Source organism: Actinoallomurus sp. CA-142502, from assembly GCF_050936355.1.
Classification (GTDB): domain Bacteria; phylum Actinomycetota; class Actinomycetes; order Streptosporangiales; family Streptosporangiaceae; genus Actinoallomurus; species Actinoallomurus iriomotensis.
On sequence record NZ_JBNJMY010000001.1, the window covers coordinates 10462430 to 10480234 of the forward strand.

11 protein-coding genes are annotated in these 17805 nt (G+C 67.4%); 8 read left to right on the forward strand and 3 right to left on the reverse strand.

The window, feature by feature from the left end; genetic code table 11:
* Window positions 1–132 precede the first annotated feature (132 nt).
* A complete protein-coding gene (locus ACQEV1_RS49085; protein ID WP_433404744.1) occupies window positions 133–4584 on the forward strand; it encodes an FtsK/SpoIIIE domain-containing protein in 4452 nt (1483 codons plus the stop codon).
* A gap of 280 nt (window positions 4585–4864) precedes the next feature.
* The gene (locus ACQEV1_RS49090; protein ID WP_433404747.1) at window positions 4865–5980 is read left to right on the forward strand and encodes a hypothetical protein; all 1116 of its coding nucleotides are present in this window, start codon (window positions 4865–4867) and stop codon (window positions 5978–5980) included.
* Here ACQEV1_RS49090 and ACQEV1_RS49095 read toward each other — a convergent pair.
* The 3 genes from ACQEV1_RS49095 to ACQEV1_RS49105 all read right to left on the reverse strand — a co-directional run bounded on the left by ACQEV1_RS49095 (window position 5973) and on the right by ACQEV1_RS49105 (window position 8686).
* Window positions 5973–8060 carry a hypothetical protein gene (locus ACQEV1_RS49095; RefSeq protein ID WP_433404750.1) on the reverse strand — a complete coding sequence of 696 codons (2088 nt, stop codon included), beginning with the start codon at window positions 8058–8060 and terminating at the stop codon, window positions 5973–5975. The two genes, ACQEV1_RS49090 and ACQEV1_RS49095, sit on opposite strands and share 8 nt — an antisense overlap.
* A 48-nt stretch (window positions 8061–8108) precedes the next feature.
* Window positions 8109–8333: a hypothetical protein gene (locus ACQEV1_RS49100; RefSeq protein ID WP_433404752.1), complete on the reverse strand. Its 225-nt coding sequence runs from the start codon at window positions 8331–8333 to the stop codon at window positions 8109–8111.
* Between the two features lie 83 nt (window positions 8334–8416).
* The gene (locus ACQEV1_RS49105) at window positions 8417–8686 is read right to left on the reverse strand and encodes a WXG100 family type VII secretion target (protein WP_433404755.1); all 270 of its coding nucleotides are present in this window, start codon (window positions 8684–8686) and stop codon (window positions 8417–8419) included.
* A gap of 1984 nt (window positions 8687–10670) precedes the next feature.
* Between ACQEV1_RS49105 and ACQEV1_RS49110 the strand changes: the two genes are divergently transcribed.
* The 6 genes from ACQEV1_RS49110 (at window position 10671) to ACQEV1_RS49135 (ending at window position 17752) form a co-directional block, all read left to right on the forward strand.
* On the forward strand, window positions 10671–12419 hold the full coding sequence (locus ACQEV1_RS49110; RefSeq protein ID WP_285625475.1) for an acetyl/propionyl/methylcrotonyl-CoA carboxylase subunit alpha: 1749 nt from the start codon (window positions 10671–10673) through the stop codon (window positions 12417–12419).
* Window positions 12420–12429: 10 nt separating this feature from the next.
* Entirely contained in the window at window positions 12430–13077 is a 648-nt protein-coding gene (locus ACQEV1_RS49115; protein ID WP_433404758.1) for a hypothetical protein, read from the forward strand.
* Window positions 13074–14210 (forward strand): hypothetical protein, encoded by a 1137-nt coding sequence (locus ACQEV1_RS49120; protein WP_433404760.1) that lies wholly within the window; start codon window positions 13074–13076, stop codon window positions 14208–14210. The genes ACQEV1_RS49115 and ACQEV1_RS49120 overlap by 4 nt, the downstream gene beginning before the upstream one ends.
* A complete protein-coding gene (locus tag ACQEV1_RS49125; protein ID WP_433404762.1) occupies window positions 14200–15261 on the forward strand; it encodes a hypothetical protein in 1062 nt (353 codons plus the stop codon). The genes ACQEV1_RS49120 and ACQEV1_RS49125 overlap by 11 nt, the downstream gene beginning before the upstream one ends.
* On the forward strand, window positions 15251–16360 hold the full coding sequence (locus ACQEV1_RS49130; RefSeq protein ID WP_433404764.1) for a hypothetical protein: 1110 nt from the start codon (window positions 15251–15253) through the stop codon (window positions 16358–16360). Before ACQEV1_RS49125 ends, ACQEV1_RS49130 begins: the two co-directional genes overlap by 11 nt.
* A gap of 69 nt (window positions 16361–16429) precedes the next feature.
* Entirely contained in the window at window positions 16430–17752 is a 1323-nt protein-coding gene (locus ACQEV1_RS49135; RefSeq protein ID WP_433404767.1) for a hypothetical protein, read from the forward strand.
* Window positions 17753–17805 lie beyond the last annotated feature (53 nt).

Genomic DNA, 17805 nt, shown 5'->3' on the forward strand with positions numbered 1-17805 from the left:
CGACGACAGATTGTTTGCGCAGCGAGTCCCGTGAGTTGTCAAGTGATCAAGGAACGACTCACGGGGAGCCGCTGTCTCCCGCCCGGCCTCCTCTCTATCCTGGTCCAGCACGCTGGGGATGTGGAGGGGTGAATGCGAATCTCGCTCACGGCGCTGACCGATCAAGGTCCCCGTGACGTAGTGGTCAACGGCGATTCCGATATGACGGTCGGAACCGTTGCGCGGTCACTTATTGCCACATTGAACGCCGACACCGCCAAGGAACCGCTGGCGGAAGTCGTCCGCCTCCCGAGCGCCCGTTGGGTGGACGATCCACCGCACCCGCTCTGGGCCGGCGGGCGGATGCTCGACCCCGCGGCCCCGGCGAGCCGGTTCCTCCGCGACGGCACCCTCGTGGCCGTGCATCCCGGCGCCGCGCCCGCCACGGTGCTCGGCGAGCCGACCGGCATCGCCGAGATCCGCGTCAGCGGCGGCCCGGCGGCCGGCCCCGTGCACCGCCTAGGCATCGGCCAGACCACCATCGGCACCTCCCCCGACGTGGACGTACGTCTCGCCGACCCCTCCATCCCCCCGCACGCGCTCACGGTCACGGTCGAGTCCCGCCGCGTCACCGTGTCCGGTTCGGGCGTCCTCGACCAGGTGCCTCTCGAGGGCACGGTGGAGTGGCCGCCCGGCGGCGTGCTCTCGGTCGGCACGACCGTCCTGACGCTGGCCCTCACCGCCGCTCCGGACGCCCACCTGTCGCCGCTCGACGACGGCGGGCTGGCCTACAACCGGCCGCCGCGCATCCGCCCGCAGTCCGGGCCGCGCCGCATCGAGGTGCCGCAGGAGCCGGAGAAGGGACACCGCGAGCGCCTGCGGCTGCTGGGCTCGCTGCTGTTCGCGGCGACGGGCGTCGGCATGGTCGTCTTCACCGGGCAGTGGTACTGGGCGCTGATGGCCCTGGCGTACCCGGTCATCCAGGTCGGCGAGTGGCTCGCCGACCGGCTCTATGGCCGCAAGTCGTACAAGAAGGCGCTGAAGGAGTACCGCGCGAAGAAGGCGGAGTTCGAAGGCGCGCTGGAGAGCATGCGCCGCGCCGACCAGGCCGAATGGCGCGCGCTCGCCCCCGACCCGGCCGAGGTCCTGCTCACCGCGACCGGCCCGCGCCGCCGCCTGTGGGAGCGCCGCGTCGGCGACCCGGACACGCTCCACCTCCGCATCGGCCTGGCCGACCTTCCCGCCCGCATCGAGCTGCGCCCCGGCCGGGGCGGCGGCGACGAGCCGGTCATGCCACCGGCGCCGGTCGCCCACGCCGTACCCGTCCCCCTGCCGCTCTCCGAACTGGGCGTGATCGGCCTGTCGGGCGCCCGCGACCGCTCCCGAGCGCTGGCCCGCTGGCTGGTCGCCCAGGCGGCGGCCCTGCACAGCCCCCGCGACCTCGCCATCGTCGTACTGTCGGCGGACCCGTCCGCCGCGTCCCACTGGAACTGGGTGCGCTGGCTGCCCCACTGCGCCCCGCGCGAGGGCGAGGACTGTGTCGCCCTGATCGGCGCCGACCCGGACACGGTGGCCCGGCGCGTGACCGAGCTGGCCATCCGCATCACCGAACGCCGCCGTACGGCCGAGCCCACGTCGTCCTTCGGCATCGGCGGCGCGCCGGCCGAGGGCCCGTACAACATCCTGCTGGTCCTGGACGGCGCCCGCCAGCTGCGCCGGGTGCCGGGCATGCCCCAGGTGCTGAGCGGCGGCCCGTCCGTCGGCCTGCACGCCATCTGCATCGACGACGACGAACGCCTGCTGCCGGAGGAGTGCACGGCCGTCGCGGTGTGGGACTGGGACCGCCCGACGCACGTACGCCTGCACGGCAACGGCCTGGACTCGGTGGGCGCGGTGTTGGCCGACCAGGTGACCCCGGCGTGGTGCGACCGCCTGGCCCGCGCCATGGCGCCGGTACGGGACGTGTCGCGCGACGACACGGAGGCGATGATCCCGTCGTCGGCGCGGCTGCTGGAGCTCTTGCAGATGCCGACACCGTCGGCGGCCCAGATCCAGGCGACGTGGCAGTCCGGCGGCCGTACGACGGTGGTGCCGATCGGGGTCTCCTCTGACGGGGTGTTCTCGGTCGACCTGAGTTTGGACGGCCCACACGGGTTGATCGCGGGCACGACGGGCGCCGGCAAGTCGGAGCTCCTGCAGACGATGATCGCCTCCCTGGCGGTCGCGAACCGCCCGGACGAGATGACGTTCGTCCTGATCGACTACAAGGGCGGCGCCGCCTTCGCGGATTGCGCTTCTTTGCCCCATGTGGTCGGCATGGTTACGGACCTCGACGGCCACCTGACGGAGCGGGCGCTGGAGTCCTTGGGGGCCGAGCTGCGGCGGCGGGAGGAGTTGCTGCTGCACGCGGGCGCGAAGGACATCGAGGACTACTGCGAGCTCTTTGACGCGGGCGACCGCCGTGCGTCCACTCGAATGCCGCGGCTGGTCCTGGTGATCGACGAGTTCGCGGCGATGGTGGGCGAGCTGCCGGACTTCGTGGAGGGCCTGGTCGACATCGGCCGCCGCGGCCGATCGCTGGGGGTCCATCTGCTGCTCGCGACCCAGCGCCCCGCGGGCGTGGTGACCGGCGACATCCGGGCCAACACGAACCTGCGCATCGCGCTGCGCGTGACCGATCCGGACGAGTCGACGGACGTGCTCGACGACCCGGCGGCCGCCCGGATCTCCAAGTCGTCGCCGGGCCGGTGTTACGTGAGGTCGGGTGTGGGCTCGCCGGTGATGGTTCAGGCAGCGCGTATAGGCGGTCGCCGTCCGGGGAGCACGTCATCGTCGGTCCCGGCACGGGTGACGCCTCTGCCGTGGCCCCGCCTAGGCCGTCCGCTATCGGTCGACGTGCCGACCGACGAGTCGACCATGGTGACGGACCTGAAAGTCCTGGTCGAGGCGATCAGCGAGGCGTGTGACCGCGCGGGCATCGAGGAGCAGCCGGCGCCGTGGCTGCCACCACTGCCGTCGGTCGTGACTCTGGACGACCTGCCGGCGGTGTTCGCCGATTCTGACGACGTGCCGCCGCTAGCCTTCGGGTTGACCGACCTGCCGTCGTCCCAGTCCCGTTCAGCCCTGACGCTGGACCTGGTGCACGGCGGCCACCTGTACGTGGCCGGCTCGGCTCGGTCAGGCCGCTCGACGGTCCTGCGAACGCTGGCCGGTTCGTTGGCCTCGACATGCTCGCCATCCGACGTACACCTGTACGCGATCGACTGCGGCGCGAACGCTCTCTTGCCCTTGGTGGCACTGCCCCACTGCGGCGCGGTGGTGGGCCGCGAGCAGATCGAACGAGTGGAACGGCTGCTCGCTCGGCTGCATGCGGAGGTGGCCCGGCGGCAACAGGTATTGGCGGCGACAGGGTTCGCGTCACTGGCGGAGCAACGCGCGGCGGTGGCTTTTTCCGACCGCCTGCCGTGGATGGTCTTGATGCTGGACCGGTGGGAGGGCTTCGTCGCGGCCTTTGAGAACTACGACTTCGGCCGCCTGATCGACACGATCCTTCGCCTGTTGCGTGAAGGTGCCGCTGTCGGCCTACGAGCGATCTTCACCGGTGACCGCTCCGGGTTGGCCGGCCAGGTCTCCACCGTGTTCGATGACCGGTTGATCCTGAGAATGTCGGACCCGAACGACTACAACTACGCAGGCATCAACGAACGCCACGTGCCCGGTGAGATGCCATCTGGCCGAGTGCTGGAGGTCGTTGGTCCCGGGCTTTCGTCGCTACGAGAATCACAGATCGCCCTTCTCGACAGCGAACCTTCGGGTACTGCCCAGGTCGCGGCCCTGCAACGACTCGCACGTGACGCGGAGGAGGTGTACGGCCGCCAGCGGCGTAGCCTTCGGCCACTGCACGTGGATGAGCTACCTGTGCGCGCCACTTTCGCATCAGCCTTGGCACTCGACCCTGACTTCATAGCGCCGTCCCCTCTGTGGGCCCTGGTCGGCGTCGGCGGAGACGAACTTGGACCGGTCGGCGTGGACCTTCTCGCCGACGGCCCCGGTTTCACAGTGGCAGGTCCGCCGCGCTCCGGCCGCTCCACGGTGCTGATGACAATGGTGCAGTCCCTTCTGGACCCCGAGATCGGCGATGGGCTCGTGCCCGTCGTGCTGATCTGTCCTCGCCGATCCCCATTGCGAGAACTTGAAGGCCGGCCCGGCGTACTAGCGGTTCTCGACGACAAAGCCACCGATGATGCCGTGGCAGCGGCGGTAGGCGAGAGGAAGCGCTACGTGCTGGTCGTAGACGATGCCGAGCTGATCGGGGACAGCGATTTGGACGACGCGCTGACGGCGCGCCTCCGAGAGGCCCGAGATGCCGAACAAGGCATCATCATCGCTGGAAGCAGCGACGATCTCACACGAGTATTCAACGGCTTGCTCGCAGACATACGACGGTCAAGGTCGGGCGTCCTTCTTGGCGTGAGATCAGCAGACGATGGTGATCTTCTCGGCATAGCTCTTCCCCGAAACAACACCGTCGTCGGCACCATAGGGCGAGGAGTCCTCGCCAACACGGGCCAGACGACACCCATTCAGATCGCAATCCCTCTCTAGGAGACCGGGGGCCGCCTTCGGACCCACCTGACGGCCACATTTACCAAGCCAGTGCACATGGCGCATCTTGGCCGTAGCCTGACCCATGCCGATCATTAGAGGTAGGGCATTTACGGCAAGCCTCGCCATGCGCGCCTGCGGAGCAACGGCATCAGCGTACACAGGAGAGGTCTCCACCCGACCATCACCTTCGCCCAGGCGAGCCCTCGGCAAGCATGGAGCCTTAGTAACGACCTCTCCCATAGTGCACGTGGTTGATGAAATCCGTAAAATAGTCGTCATGACTACCACCAGGTCTCGGGTCATACGCTGCGTCGTCGCTGCGCTCATCTGCGGACTGCCGTCTGCTGCATGCACGGGTGGCGGCAGTAGCGAAAAAACGTCCTCCCCTAAGGAGAAAGTCGGACAGTTCGTAGTTATTGCGGGCGGTGGTTACAACATGAAGCCTGAGCAAACCGACCGCCCCACCGAGGCCCAGTTCAACTCCCCAAATATGCTCGCCGTATCACCGGATGGCACCATATACATTGGCGAGCCTTTTCGGCGGACAATCTACCGCCTCCCCCCTAGCGGCCCCATAAGCATCGCCGTCGACAAGAACACGATGTTTCAAGAGCCCGGCAAATCCCACATGGCGCCATTGGGACAGCCGGTAGGCATTGCGACAGACGCGCAAGGGAATTTGTTCATAGCCGATGAAGAACGTCAGACCATACGCGAAGTTACGGCGGACGGAAAGAGGCTCACCATCGCCGGCGCCGACCCCAAGAGCGTCGATATAGCGCATGGTAAGAACGATATTCGAGAGGGAGACGGACGGCCGGCAACAGAAGTGCGACTAGGTGATCCGATCTCGATTGCGGTCACGCCTGATCACAAGAAGATCTACGTTGCCGTTAAGGCAGAAGGAGACCGGTCCATCGTAAGAGACGTAGAGATCTCTGGAGCGATCAGGACTATCGCCGGAAAAGTGGGCGGAACCAACACCAATCCCATAAGGCAGGCGACCAAGTCCACGGACGTCTCAATTCGCCTCTCTACATCGTTGGCCATCGGAGCGGACGGTCATCTTCTCATCTTGGGCCAGCAGCTTCTGCGACTAAACGGCACTGAACTCGAGCCGCTCCCGGGGACTGCACCGCTTGAGGCTCTGAGCCAAAAACTGAACAACCCGGCTTCGCGCATCGTATCGGCCGGCAACTACGGCTACATTGTGCGCATGAACGCGTCGCTTTACAGAATGACCAAAGATGGCCACATATCGCTCATAGCGACGCTTCCTCCATGCTACGGAATGCCAAAGAGTGGAGATTACGGCGATATCGTACTACATAATTCGGTCATCTATATGACGAACGCCGAGTGCCGGACAGTCGCACGCCTACGTATTAGTTAGTCCAACTCTGCGAAGCACTACGGTAAGCGTTCGCAAGGTCACCACTATGGCCCGTGAACGCCGTATTAATGTATTCGCCGTACGCTGCACGTTGCGCCGGCGTCATAGCCTCAGGCGGCAAGATCACACCGTGATCATCGAAGAACTTCTCATCTTTTGCCTCCAAAGGGTGAAACTTTTTGTAGTGCTCGAACCATTTTGCCGGATCAAGGTTGAGACCGGACTTGCTACGGTCCTCTTTAGTATGGAGAAGACCACCGTCACTGGCCGCCCCGGCAGCCATATTTTGGAGCTCCTGAATCAGGTCATCGTCAGTGGCATCCGCCCTGGCTTGTTCTCCTGGCTTTGTGGGATGCAGAAGCTCGCCAACCACCGCATCTTCGATTTGACCGCGAGCAAGCCCAACAAAGTCAGCTGTTTTGTCGCCAGGGAGCTTTCCAACTATATCCGTGACGCTCCATATGTCTACCGTGCTCTTTATCAAGCCGAGCAGCTCGGCACGGCGTTGGTCCCTGGCGGCTGCCTCACCGATCTTTCCGAGAGCGTGCTTCGAGCCGAGGACGCCGAACATACTACCTACTCTGTTCTCCGCCTCCTGAAATACTGCCGCGCCATCGGTTCTGGATTGCCGCGCCGCATATCCCAGATAGCCTGCACTGTACTGGCGCGCACCGGCCAATATGGAGCGCCAAGCGTCGTCATTTGTTTCGACTTGCGGAAGAATCTTCCTAAGATCACTTATATCGAAGTTTGCACCGATAGGATCCCCGGCCTGTACGCCCTGATCATCCGTAGTCCAGTGTGGATGTCCTGATTTTAGATCGAGCATTTGGGCTACTGTCTGGTTATTGGGACCTCGTTCACCACTCCACGAAGCCCGTGCGACGTCGTGGATGTATGAGGAAAGAACCTCACCCATTCCGGGTTTGAAACCTTCGAGCAAGTTGTTCAACTTAGCCGCCTCATGTACGGTCTGAGCGGCAATCTCTGCAGAGCGTCGACCTCTTGGCCCGCGGTCTCGGACTCCGGCACCAGCGACCGATACGAAGTCCCCCAAAGACTTCCCATTGTCGCCAAGGTGGAGATGTGAGCGTCCCGTGTCATTCTGATCTTTGTCGCCCGTACCACCAAGCAGCGTCCGCAAACGTTGCGGTGTAAACCATGCCTGTGAGGCGTCGAGGTTGCGCGATAGCGCTGCAAGTGCATTGACCATGGGGTCATAGGAACCAGGCGGTTTGTCTGGACCTACAAGTAGAGCTTTGCCCGCTTCAGGCTCCGGCTGGTGATTGCGAACTCCCTGGACACGCCAATTATATATTTCCGTTGCCGCCTGCAACAGGAAGTTCTTGTCGAACTTCCCGGCTCGGAGTAGTTGGCCGGCTGCCTCTGGGCCGCGTTTGGCCAGCCTCTGCCCATAGTCTGAACTTAGGTGAATCTGTCCGGCAGCTCGACTCGCTGTCCCCAATGAGACGCTCAACGCCTCCAGCGCTGCTTGCTGATCCGCCTCATACTGTTTCGGCGAGCGTGTATCGCCATTGCGTCCACCGTCGTGCCAGGTCTGGCCATCTCGCGCCAGCCTTGCCATGAGGTCTGCCGCTTTTTCGGGACCTAGTCTGGCCCAGAAGCCAGCCGCGAAATCTGGGTTCAGCTGCTGCTTCTTCAGCTGATTTATCAGAGACTTCGGAATCCCTTGCGGGGAGTCGGAATGCTGCCAGACCTGGTCGGCTAGATTAGCACCCCTGTTTGCAATTTGTTGTGCCGTCTCGTGGGTGATCAGAGATTCATCGATTTTGGCCCAGCCGGCAGGCATATCGCCAAGAGGATCATTGGTCCCCGGATCTCCTGTAGCCAGCCGGATCCGCTGCTCGAGACCGGGTATCTCGCTAGCTAGCCACACGGCGGCCGCCGCGACTGGTCCACTAGGATCCGGGACCCCGGTTCCCTGCACCGCCGCAGTGAACTTCGGCCCCAGAGCCTGCAGTTTCGCCTCTACGTTACGCAACGTTTTTACCACGGCACGCATACCGTCAATATTCACGTCGACTTCGTCGCTTGCGCCGCCGTCGTTTGTGGCAACCATCGCTTTTACCTACTAATCACTTCTAGCATTTAGGCCGGCGGACGGAGACTAAGAGGCGTTCTTCTTCAAGCGCTGCAGCTCAGATATCGCAGTATCAATAATCCGATTAATTCGGCCGTCATGATAGCTCAGCAGCCTAATGAAGTTCATCGATCCGCCGCCCATCCATGATGCACCCACTTGACCCGAGACGCTTTTCAAGCTATTTCCATACTGCGCCTTCAGTTGCTTCAGGGTTGCAATTGAGTGTTCAATCTCGGCTTTGCTGGGCATTGGCCGTTTCTCCAGGACGCCGGTCTCGATGGGGCGCGAGCCTGCGAGGGGACCCGCTGACGCCGGGTCCCCTCAAAGGCGATTTACTTCTGCCAAGCGTCCAGACTCTGCGCCTTACTGTTAATGAACTTGTGCGCCTCTTGCAGCGCAAGCGCCATCTTGTCGAACGACGCTTTGGCCTCGTGCCACGATCCGCGGAACTTGTTGGCGTGATCGCCCTTCCAGATCGTGGTGCTGTTGACGGTGCGGCCGTTCAGGTCCTTGATCAGAGCCTGAAGACCAGCCGAATGCTTGTCGAAGATACGTGCAAGCTCGCGCATCTGTTCTGGGCTGCCGCCGATTACGTCTGACATCACCACTCCTTTTTGCGTGGACTACAAATACTTTTTGAAGCGTACGGCCTATACGGCCAGCTTCTGGTCAGCCAAAGCGGTATCCAATTACGAAGCTACGCATCCTGATCACCTCAGCCGTTGCGACAGTGGACCACCGAGATCCACGGACACGCCAGCCAAAGCACGCCCCGAAAAGTTCTGCGGCTACGCTCTCTCGTCGATACGACGATCGCTGACGTTTACTGGTTCCGTCTGGCTCATCCACAGTCTCGGAGCTCCTGTTGCCCGGCCTCCTCTTCGAAGGCAACGCGACTGGGGCCGCGTGACTGCTTTCTTAGCTCGCGCTCGTCTACCTCTCTCCATGGACGGGACTTCGATCGGCGACGGTCTCGCCGATCCGGCGACGGCTGGTGACGGATGCCGCTTGCACGGGCAGCCCAAGTGCTTGGTGTCCGCTATGCCCGAACTCGTAAGCCGACGCTGCCCTCGACTCACGTAGCGTGCATACAGGCCCGCTGGCTGACCGGCCGGCCTGACTCCGACCAGCGGACAGAGGGAGCTGGTCGACAACACACCGGTCCGCTGACAATCCGGATCTAGAGTTCCTTCAGCCGAGTACCACGCGGCGAACGGAGGGGGCTGCGACCTGTCGGACATAGGCAGCCAGCTTACGAGTTCTTGTCTGAAGTTTCTACATTGCATCGCCAATTCGGCGCCGCTCGACGGCGGCTCGCCCTGTCCGAATCTGGACAGTGGCCTGCGGATCTTGCACGATATGCACCTGACAGGGACATTACTACGCAGCCATATAAGATACGTCGATACTTCGTATTACGGTCTCGGATCGGCGCTCGATATGTGGCATGAACGCCCGTTCCCATCGCCGTCCGGCTCCGCGATCGTGTCGTCCCTCACAACGCGGACGAGCCGCACAGCCCCATGACAGCGCTTCTCGCGGAGGACACGGCAGCGGTAGGCGAGGATATTCAGGAGCTTCACTCCTCGACGGTTCGGTTCAGTGTGGTCTTGGTGGGCGCCGGGTGCCTGGGGTGGGCCGTCGCGCTTTCGTACCGCTCACGCACGCGGACCGCTCAAAGCGGGTGTGAGGTCTGGTTGATCTTCAAGAACGAAGCGGACCATGAGGGCGGCGACCAGTGCGTTCGTCCGGGAGGCAGGGCGATGACGAGTTTTCCCGCGGCGGCTCGGCGCGTTCGGGACGGTGGGGAGCCGCTGGGGCGTCGCTTGTGGGCGTTGCGGGAGTGTGTCCTGCGGTTCGGGCCGTACGGTTTCCGGGCCACCTGGCATCATCTCGTCGTCCGGAACGGGATTCCCGAGGATCTCGGGAGCGACGCGTATTCGCTGGTTCGGGCCGTCGACGAGCTCGGCGAGGCGCGGGATCTGTGGCTGCCCCATCTGATCGCATACGAACGGCGGCGGCGCCTGGAGAAGGCGCGGCGACGGGTGCCCGATCCTGCCGACCGGCCGCGGCTCGATCTCTACTGTCCGGATCCGGAGGTGCATCCGCGGGAGCGGCTCGCAGTCGTGGTCGGGCGGGTCGTTGAGCGGCGGCGGACGGCCGCGGAGTTCTGTGCCGGGTGTACGGGGCCTCGCATACCTCTCGGGATATGCCCGAGATGCGGCGTATGCGAGGATCCTGGCAGGCTCACCCACGCCCGGCTCCGGGCCGGGCCCCAGGCGGAGGAGCGGTGGAAGGCGATCTGGCGGCGCCGGATTCCGCCTCCTCGGCGACAGACACGGTGACCCGCACGTATCGGGCGGGCCCTTCACTGAAGGAAACCGCGCCCACATGCTTATTGGGCGAGCCGGCACGCGAACGCGGGCCCGCCGGCCGCGCCGAGCCGATGTCCGTCACAGACCTGTGGCGGCCCGCGATCGAATCGACCCCACGTGACCGGCGGGCGCGCCAAGCAGGCGGGCGTTGCGGTGGGTCGAATCCGGTTTGCCTAGACTCTTGGGCGGTCGGCGAGAGCGAGGAGTGCACGTGCGTAAGGTGATGATCGCCAATCGTGGGGAGATCGCGGTCCGGATTGCGCGTGCCTGTAAGGACGCGGGGATCCTCAGCGTGGCCGTGTACTCCGAGCCGGATCTCGACGGGCTGCACGTCAAGGTGGCCGACGAGGCGTACGCGCTCGGTGGGCAGAGTGCGGCCGAGAGTTACCTCGACATCGACAAGCTCCTCAACGTCGCCAAAGAGAGCGGCGCCGACGCCGTCCACCCCGGGTACGGCTTTCTCGCCGAGAACGCCGACTTCGCCACGGCCGTGATCGACGCGGGGCTCATCTGGATCGGGCCGCCGCCCCGGGCCATCCAGGCGCTCGGGGACAAGGTCGAGGCCCGGCACATCGCGCAGAAGGTCGGGGCGCCCCTCGTCGCCGGCACCAAGGACCCGGTGCAGGACGCCGACGAGGTCGTCGCGTTCGCCCGGGAGCACGGCCTGCCGGTCGCGATCAAGGCGGCGTTCGGCGGTGGTGGGCGAGGGCTGAAGGTCGCGCGGACCATCGAGGAGATCCCCCACCTCTACGACTCCGCCGTACGGGAGGCCGTGGGCGCGTTCGGGCGTGGGGAGTGCTTCGTCGAGCGGTACCTCGACCGGCCGCGTCACGTCGAGACGCAGTGCCTCGCCGACAAGGAGGGCAACGTCGTCGTCGTTTCGACGCGTGACTGCTCCCTGCAGCGGCGTCACCAGAAACTGGTCGAGGAGGCCCCGGCGCCGTTCCTCAGCGACGAGCAGATCCAGACCCTGTACGACAGCTCCAAGGCCATCCTGAAAGAGGCCGGATACGTCGGCGCGGGCACCTGTGAGTTCCTCGTCGGCCAGGACGGCACGATTTCCTTCCTCGAGGTCAACACCCGCCTTCAGGTCGAGCACCCGGTGAGCGAAGAGGTGGCGGGCGTCGACCTCGTGCGCGAGCAGTTCCGGATCGCCGACGGGGAGACGATCGGGTACGGCGACCCCGTGCTGCGCGGGCATTCCTTCGAGTTCCGGATCAACGCCGAGGACGCCGGGCGCAACTTCCTTCCCGCGCCCGGCACCGTACGGACCTGGAGCCCGCCCAGCGGGCCCGGCGTGCGGCTCGACACCGGGTTCGAGCAGGGCATGACCGTCCCTCAGATGTACGACTCGATGATCGCCAAGCTGGTCGTCACCGGTGCCACCAGAAAGCAGGCCCTCCAGCGGGCCCGGCGGGCGCTGGACGAGTTCGAGATCGAGGGCATGCCGACCGTCATTCCGTTCCACCGGGTGGTCGTGGCGGACCCGGCGTTCACCGATGAGCCGTTCCGCGTGCACACCCGGTGGATCGAGACGGAGTTCGACAACCAGATCCCGCCGTACGAGGGTGCGGCCGAGGCGGCGGAGCCGGAAGAGCGCGAGAAGGTCACGGTCGAGGTCGGCGGCAAGCGCATCGAGGTCGTGCTGCCCGCCGGGCTCGGAGCGGCGACCGCCGCGACGGCCGGCAAGGGCCCGGCGAAGCGCCAGAGCAAGAAGAAGTCCAGCGCACAGCAGGCCGGGGGCGACGCCCTGGTCAGCCCGATGCAGGGCACGATCGTCAAGGTCGTCGCGCAGGACGGCGCGACCGTCGCGGCCGGCGACCCGATCGTGGTGCTCGAGGCGATGAAGATGGAGCAGCCGCTCACCGCGCACAAGGCCGGCACCGTGACCGGGCTCGGCGCCGAGGTCGGCCAGACGGTGTCCAGCGGCGCGGTGATCTGCGAGATCAAGGACGCCTGAGCCGACTCCGATGATCCCCCTCATCGTCGGAACGGCGCTCGCGGTAACGGCCCCGCCGGTCACGCGCGCCGACTACGTCGCGGAGCGGCTCGCCCGCGACCCGGTGTTCATCACCGACCTGGCGCCCCGTGCCATCACGGCGCGTGACGCGGCGCGGATCCGTACGGCGATCAGGCGGATGCCGGTGCCCACGTACGCGGCGGTCGTCTCCGACGTGACCCCGGAGAACGATCCGCAGGGCGGCCCCGACCGCCTCATCGCACTGCTGCACGACAAGCTCGGCCGCAGCGGCGTGTACCTCGTCGTCCCTCCGAGCGGCATCGGCCTCACGGTCGAGCAGTTCGGTACGAATCTCCCGGTCACCGCGGCCGAGCGCGAGGTCACCATCTCCGAGCCGTACAACGCCGGCGTCGTGCGGGTCATCGAGCGGTTCGTCGACGACCTCCGGTCCGGGCAGGCGCAGCAGCGCTACGACAAGGCGTACGCCAAGGATCGGGCCGGTCACAAGGTCAAGCCGTACCCCGAGGCCGTCGACGAGACCGACCTGGCCCAGCAGGCGGGCGTGTACTCCGGCATGGGCGTCGCGCTGCTCGCCGCGCTGTGGATCCTCGTCGTGCGGCTGCGCGGCAGAGGGAAGAAGAACGGCAGGACGCGATGAGGCTGATCGCGGCGGCCGCGCTCGCCCTCGCCACCACGGGCGCCCCCGCCACCGGCGCCCCGGTCTCGACGGCGCGGGTCGACCGGGTCGCGGCGGCGCTGCGACAGTCGCCGGTGTTCGTCGATCCCGACGTGTCCTCGCTGCTGAACGCGCGCGACCGTACGGCGCTGGGCCGGCAGATCGCCGGTGCGGGAGTGCCGATCTACCTGGCCGTCGTCCCGCTGGACTCCGACGACGAGTCGGCCGGCGACGCCGACTACTTCACCTACCTGCTGCACCGCCGGCTCGGCCGGAACGGCGTCTATGTGGTCTCCGACCAGCGCGGCTCGCTCGACTGGACCTCCTACCGGGTGCCGCGCGACGACACCCTGGAGTTCTCCCAGGTGACGAACGGCAAGCCGCTTCCGCAGCGGTTGCACGACGTCATCGACGCGTTCGCCCACGCGCCCGCCGCCAAGCCGTCCGACCCGCCGGTGCCGGACGCGCCCGACGCCGACTCGTCCGGCAAGAAGCCCACCAAGGTCGGACTTGCCGGGCAGTTCGTCAAGACGTTCTTCGCCGCGCTCGCCGTCAGCGGCGTGCTGCTCGCCCTCCTGTGGTGGATCGTCGCCGTGGTGCTCGCCGCCGTCCGCGGCGCGCGCGGCACCGCGACGAGGCTGCGTCCGCGGCGGCTGCGGCGCATGGCCTGGGCCGAGCTCGTACGGCTGGCGCGGGCGATCGGCGCGGCCGGTGAGGACGATCCCGGGTACCCGCGGGCGATGGCCGACTACGACGCCGCCAAGCTGCTGTGGGACGAGAAACAGGACCCGGGCAGCCGCTTCGCCGTGGTCGTGCTCGCCCTCGACGGGCAGGACGCGCTGCGCGGCGGCACCGCGGACCCCGAACCGCGCTGTGTCGTCAACCCGCTGCACGGCACCGCCGCGCGCCGCGTACGGACGGCCCTCGGCGGCCTGTCCCGCCGGCGGCAGCCGATGTGCGAGGACTGCGCCAAGGCGAGCCGGCACCGGCCGCTGGCGCTCGTGGTCGACGGCCGCGAACGCCCGTACTACGAGGCTCCCGGAGTCTGGGAGAAGATCCGCGGGACGGACGAGAACCTGCCCGAACACGTACTGGAGTACCTCGGTGTCGAGTGACGGGGCCGCGATCGCCCGGGTGCTGCGCCGCACGCCGATCTACGTCGACCCGGCGTACGAGAGCGCGCTGCCGAAGGCGCGCCGCGACCAGATCGTGCGGCGGATCCGGCGGTCGAAGACCCCCATCTTCGTGATCCTCGTGCCGATCGTGGCCGGCAGCACCTGGCAGAGCTCGACGCAGGTCACGACGGTCGTGCAGTCGTACCTGGGCCGCGACGGAGCCTACGTCACGCTCAACACCGACTTCGGCGACGTCTTCGACGTCGCCACGTGGGGCGGCACCGACGAGCAGAGGCAGGCGGCGAACGACGCGGGCTGGGCGGTCTCGTACGAGAAGCGCTACAAGACACTCGCGGCGCGGCTCGCCCGGTGCGTCGACCTGATCGCGACGGGCAAGGGCTCCGAGGCGTACGAGCAGGACCACGACGCGGCGTTCACCCCGCGCCCGTCCGCCGCGCCCCGGCCGCACGCGAAGGACGACGACGGCTTCCCGGTCGTCGTACCGGCCGCGGCGGGCGCCGTCGTGCTCGCGGCGGCCGGTCTGCTGTGGCTGCGCCGCCGCCGGGCCCGCGCCGCCGTGGAGGCGTTGCGTCTCCCCCACACCGTGTTCGGCACCGCGCGGGAGGCGGGCGAGGACGAGCTGCGCGCCCGCGCCGAGACGGAGCTGGTCGCGCTCGGCGAGTCCCTGGAGGGAGGCGAGCCGGCCCTCGACGCCTACACGGCCGCCGGCCGTGCCTTCGACCGGGCACGGTCCACCGCCGACCTCGCGGGCGTGCTCGCCCTGGTCCAGAAGGGCAAAGGCGGCCCGCCGCTGTGTTACTTCGACCCCCGCCACGGCGAAGGTGTGATCACGGTGCGCTGGCGGGCGCCCGGCACGCGTCCGAGGCTCGAGGTGAGCGTGTGCGCGACGTGTGCCAAGGCGGTACGCGACCGGCGGGCGCCCGACGTCCTCCTCGACCGGGGCCGCCCGTACTACGAGGCCGCGACGCCCTGGGCCGAGACCGGGTACGGGCAGCTCGGCGACCTGGTCGGGAGGGTCCTTGGCGAGTGACCTGACGAAGATCGTCGCCTCGCTGCGGCGGTCTCCGGTGTACGTGGCGCCGTCGCTCACCTCCGCGGTGCCGGAGCCTCGGCGGCTGGTGGCGGCGGTGAAGGCCGCGCCGGTGCCGGTGTTCGCGGTGATCGTGCCGCTGGCGGCCGGCGGCGAGTTCCCGGACGCCGAGCATCTCGCCGACGCGGTGCACCGCCGGCTCCGCCGCGACTGCGTCGTCCTGACCCTGGACGAAGGTTCGCCGAACGACATCAGCGCGCAGGAGTACGGCGTCGACCGCGACGCCATCCAGGCGGCCGGGGCGGTGAACCTGGACCCGGCCCTGGACAGCGCGTCGCTCACGGACCGGCTGATCCGGTGCGTCCAGCTGATCACTTCCGGGCGGGCGCACGCGGAGTACGAGAAGCAGTCCAAGGCGCTGGACGAGCGGATTCGTGAGCCACGGCGGCAGGACGGGCGCTCCGGCGGGCACACCGCCGCGTACGCCGCCGGCGGCGGGTCGGTCGCCGTGGCCGCCGTCGCGGCCCTCGCGGTCTGGCGGTGGCGGCGCACGCGTGTGGTCCGGCGGCGGCCGCGGCCGGTGCTGACCGACGCCCGCTCGGCCGCCTCGCTGCGCGAACACGCCGAGGCGGAGCTGGTCAGGCTGGGTGAGGCGCTGGATGACGCCCAGGGCGACGCCGGCCGCCTGCGCGAGGCGCTCGACGCGTACAGCGCGGCCGGCAAGGCGCTCGACGCGGCCCGTACGGTGCCGGACCTGGCCGGAGTGCTGGTGTTGATCGACATGGGGCACGACGCGTCGGAGGCCGCCCGTGGCGGGCGGGGGCCGACGCCGCTGTGCTTCTTCAACCCGCTGCACGGCGACGGTCCGGTGGCGGTGCGGTGGCGTGCGGTCGGCGGCCGCGAGCGGATCACGGTGCGGGCCTGCGCCGCCTGCGCGAAGGCCGTACGGGCCCGGGAGACCCCCGACGTGCTGCGGGACGGCGCGACTCCGTACTACGAGGTGGATCCCGCGCGTAGCGTGTGGGCCACAACCGGCTACGGTCAGTTCAGGGGAGACCTGGTGCAGCGTGTGCTGCGCGGTGATCTCCGCCGCCGCTGATCCGGAACCGACTCGCCGGCTCGTCCGTCGTAGTAAAACAAAGGCAAAAACTGCTCACCTGAAGGCCTCATGAAGATACGCCGTCTGACGATCCCCGCCGTCCTGGCCGTGATCGTTGCCATGCTCTTCGGACTCGCGTCGCCTGCCGGCGCGGATCCGTTCAACAGCGTCGTGCAAGGGCTGAAGTCTCAGCGGTTCTACCTGTCCCAGGACGCCGGCGCGACGCTGTCCTCGGCCGACCGGCAGTCCGTGATCAGCGCGTTGAAGGACGACGACTCAACGATCCGGATCGCGGTCGTCAAGACCGAGCGCGTCAGCGCGAGCGGCCTCACCCAGCTCGACCGCGCCCTGGGCCGCAAGGGCACGCTGATCATGCTCGACGGCCGGGGCTCCAAGGTGATCGCCGGATCCCACGAGGGGCTGGGCAGCAGCAAGGTCAGCGACCTCGTCGCGCAGGCGCGCGGGCAGTCGTCCAGCCTCAAGGACCTGCTGCTCAACCTCAGCCAGCAGTTCAACAAGGCGATCAAGGACAAGAACAGCTCCGGCGCCGCCGCGGCGTTCGTCCTGCTCGGCGTCCTCGTGCTCATCGTCCTCGGGGCGGTGTTCGCCATCGTGTTCGTCTCCCGCCGGCGCAAGCGGCGCAAGGAGCAGGAGATGGCCGAGCTCAAGGAGAGCGTGTACGAGGACGTCACGCGGCTCGGTGAGGACATCTCCGGGCTCAACCTCGACGTCATGGACCGCGACCTCGACCCGGCGGCCAGGGACGACTACCAGAAGGCGCTGAACTCCTACGACCAGGCCAAGGCCGCGGTCGACGCCGCCAAGCGGCCCGAGGACATGCGCAACGTCACCACGGCTCTGGAGGACGGCCGTTACTTCATGACCGCGGTACGCGCGCGGCTCGACGGACGGCCGGTGCCCGAGCGGCGGGCGCCCTGCTTCTTCAACCCGCAGCACGGCCCCTCGGTGCAGGACGTCTCCTGGGCGCCGCCGGGCGGCGCGCCGCGCTCGGTGCCCGCGTGCGCGGCCGACGCCCAGCGGGTGCTGTCCGGCCAGACGCCGGACGCGCGCATGGTGACCGTCGGCGGCTACCAGCGGCCCTACTGGGACGCCGGACCGATGTACGCGCCTTACGCCGGGGGCTACTACTCCGGCTTCGGCGGTGGTGACATGCTGAGTGGTCTGCTGATCGGCACGGCGCTCGGTTCGATCTTCAGCGGCGGCCTCGGCGGTGGCTGGGGAGGCGGCTGGGGCGGAGGCGGCTTCGACGGTGGCTTCGACTCCGGTGACGTCGGCGGCGGCGACAGCGGTTTCGACATCGGCGGCGGCGACTTCGGAGGCTTCGACGGTGGCGACTTCGGTGGCGGCGACTTCGGCGGAGGCGACTGGTAACGCACCCGCCGACGGGAGCCGGCCCTGAGCCGGCTGCCCGGTGACCCGGGCCC

Coding starts and splice junctions, on each gene's coding strand:
- ACQEV1_RS49085 (WP_433404744.1), top strand. CDS start 133: ATGCGAATCTCGCTCACGGCGCTGACCGATCAAGGTCCCCGTGACGTA.
- ACQEV1_RS49090 (WP_433404747.1), top strand. CDS start 4,865: ATGACTACCACCAGGTCTCGGGTCATACGCTGCGTCGTCGCTGCGCTC.
- ACQEV1_RS49095 (WP_433404750.1), bottom strand. CDS start 8,060: ATGGTTGCCACAAACGACGGCGGCGCAAGCGACGAAGTCGACGTGAAT.
- ACQEV1_RS49100 (WP_433404752.1), bottom strand. CDS start 8,333: ATGCCCAGCAAAGCCGAGATTGAACACTCAATTGCAACCCTGAAGCAA.
- ACQEV1_RS49105 (WP_433404755.1), bottom strand. CDS start 8,686: ATGTCAGACGTAATCGGCGGCAGCCCAGAACAGATGCGCGAGCTTGCA.
- ACQEV1_RS49115 (WP_433404758.1), top strand. CDS start 12,430: ATGATCCCCCTCATCGTCGGAACGGCGCTCGCGGTAACGGCCCCGCCG.
- ACQEV1_RS49120 (WP_433404760.1), top strand. CDS start 13,074: ATGAGGCTGATCGCGGCGGCCGCGCTCGCCCTCGCCACCACGGGCGCC.
- ACQEV1_RS49135 (WP_433404767.1), top strand. CDS start 16,430: ATGAAGATACGCCGTCTGACGATCCCCGCCGTCCTGGCCGTGATCGTT.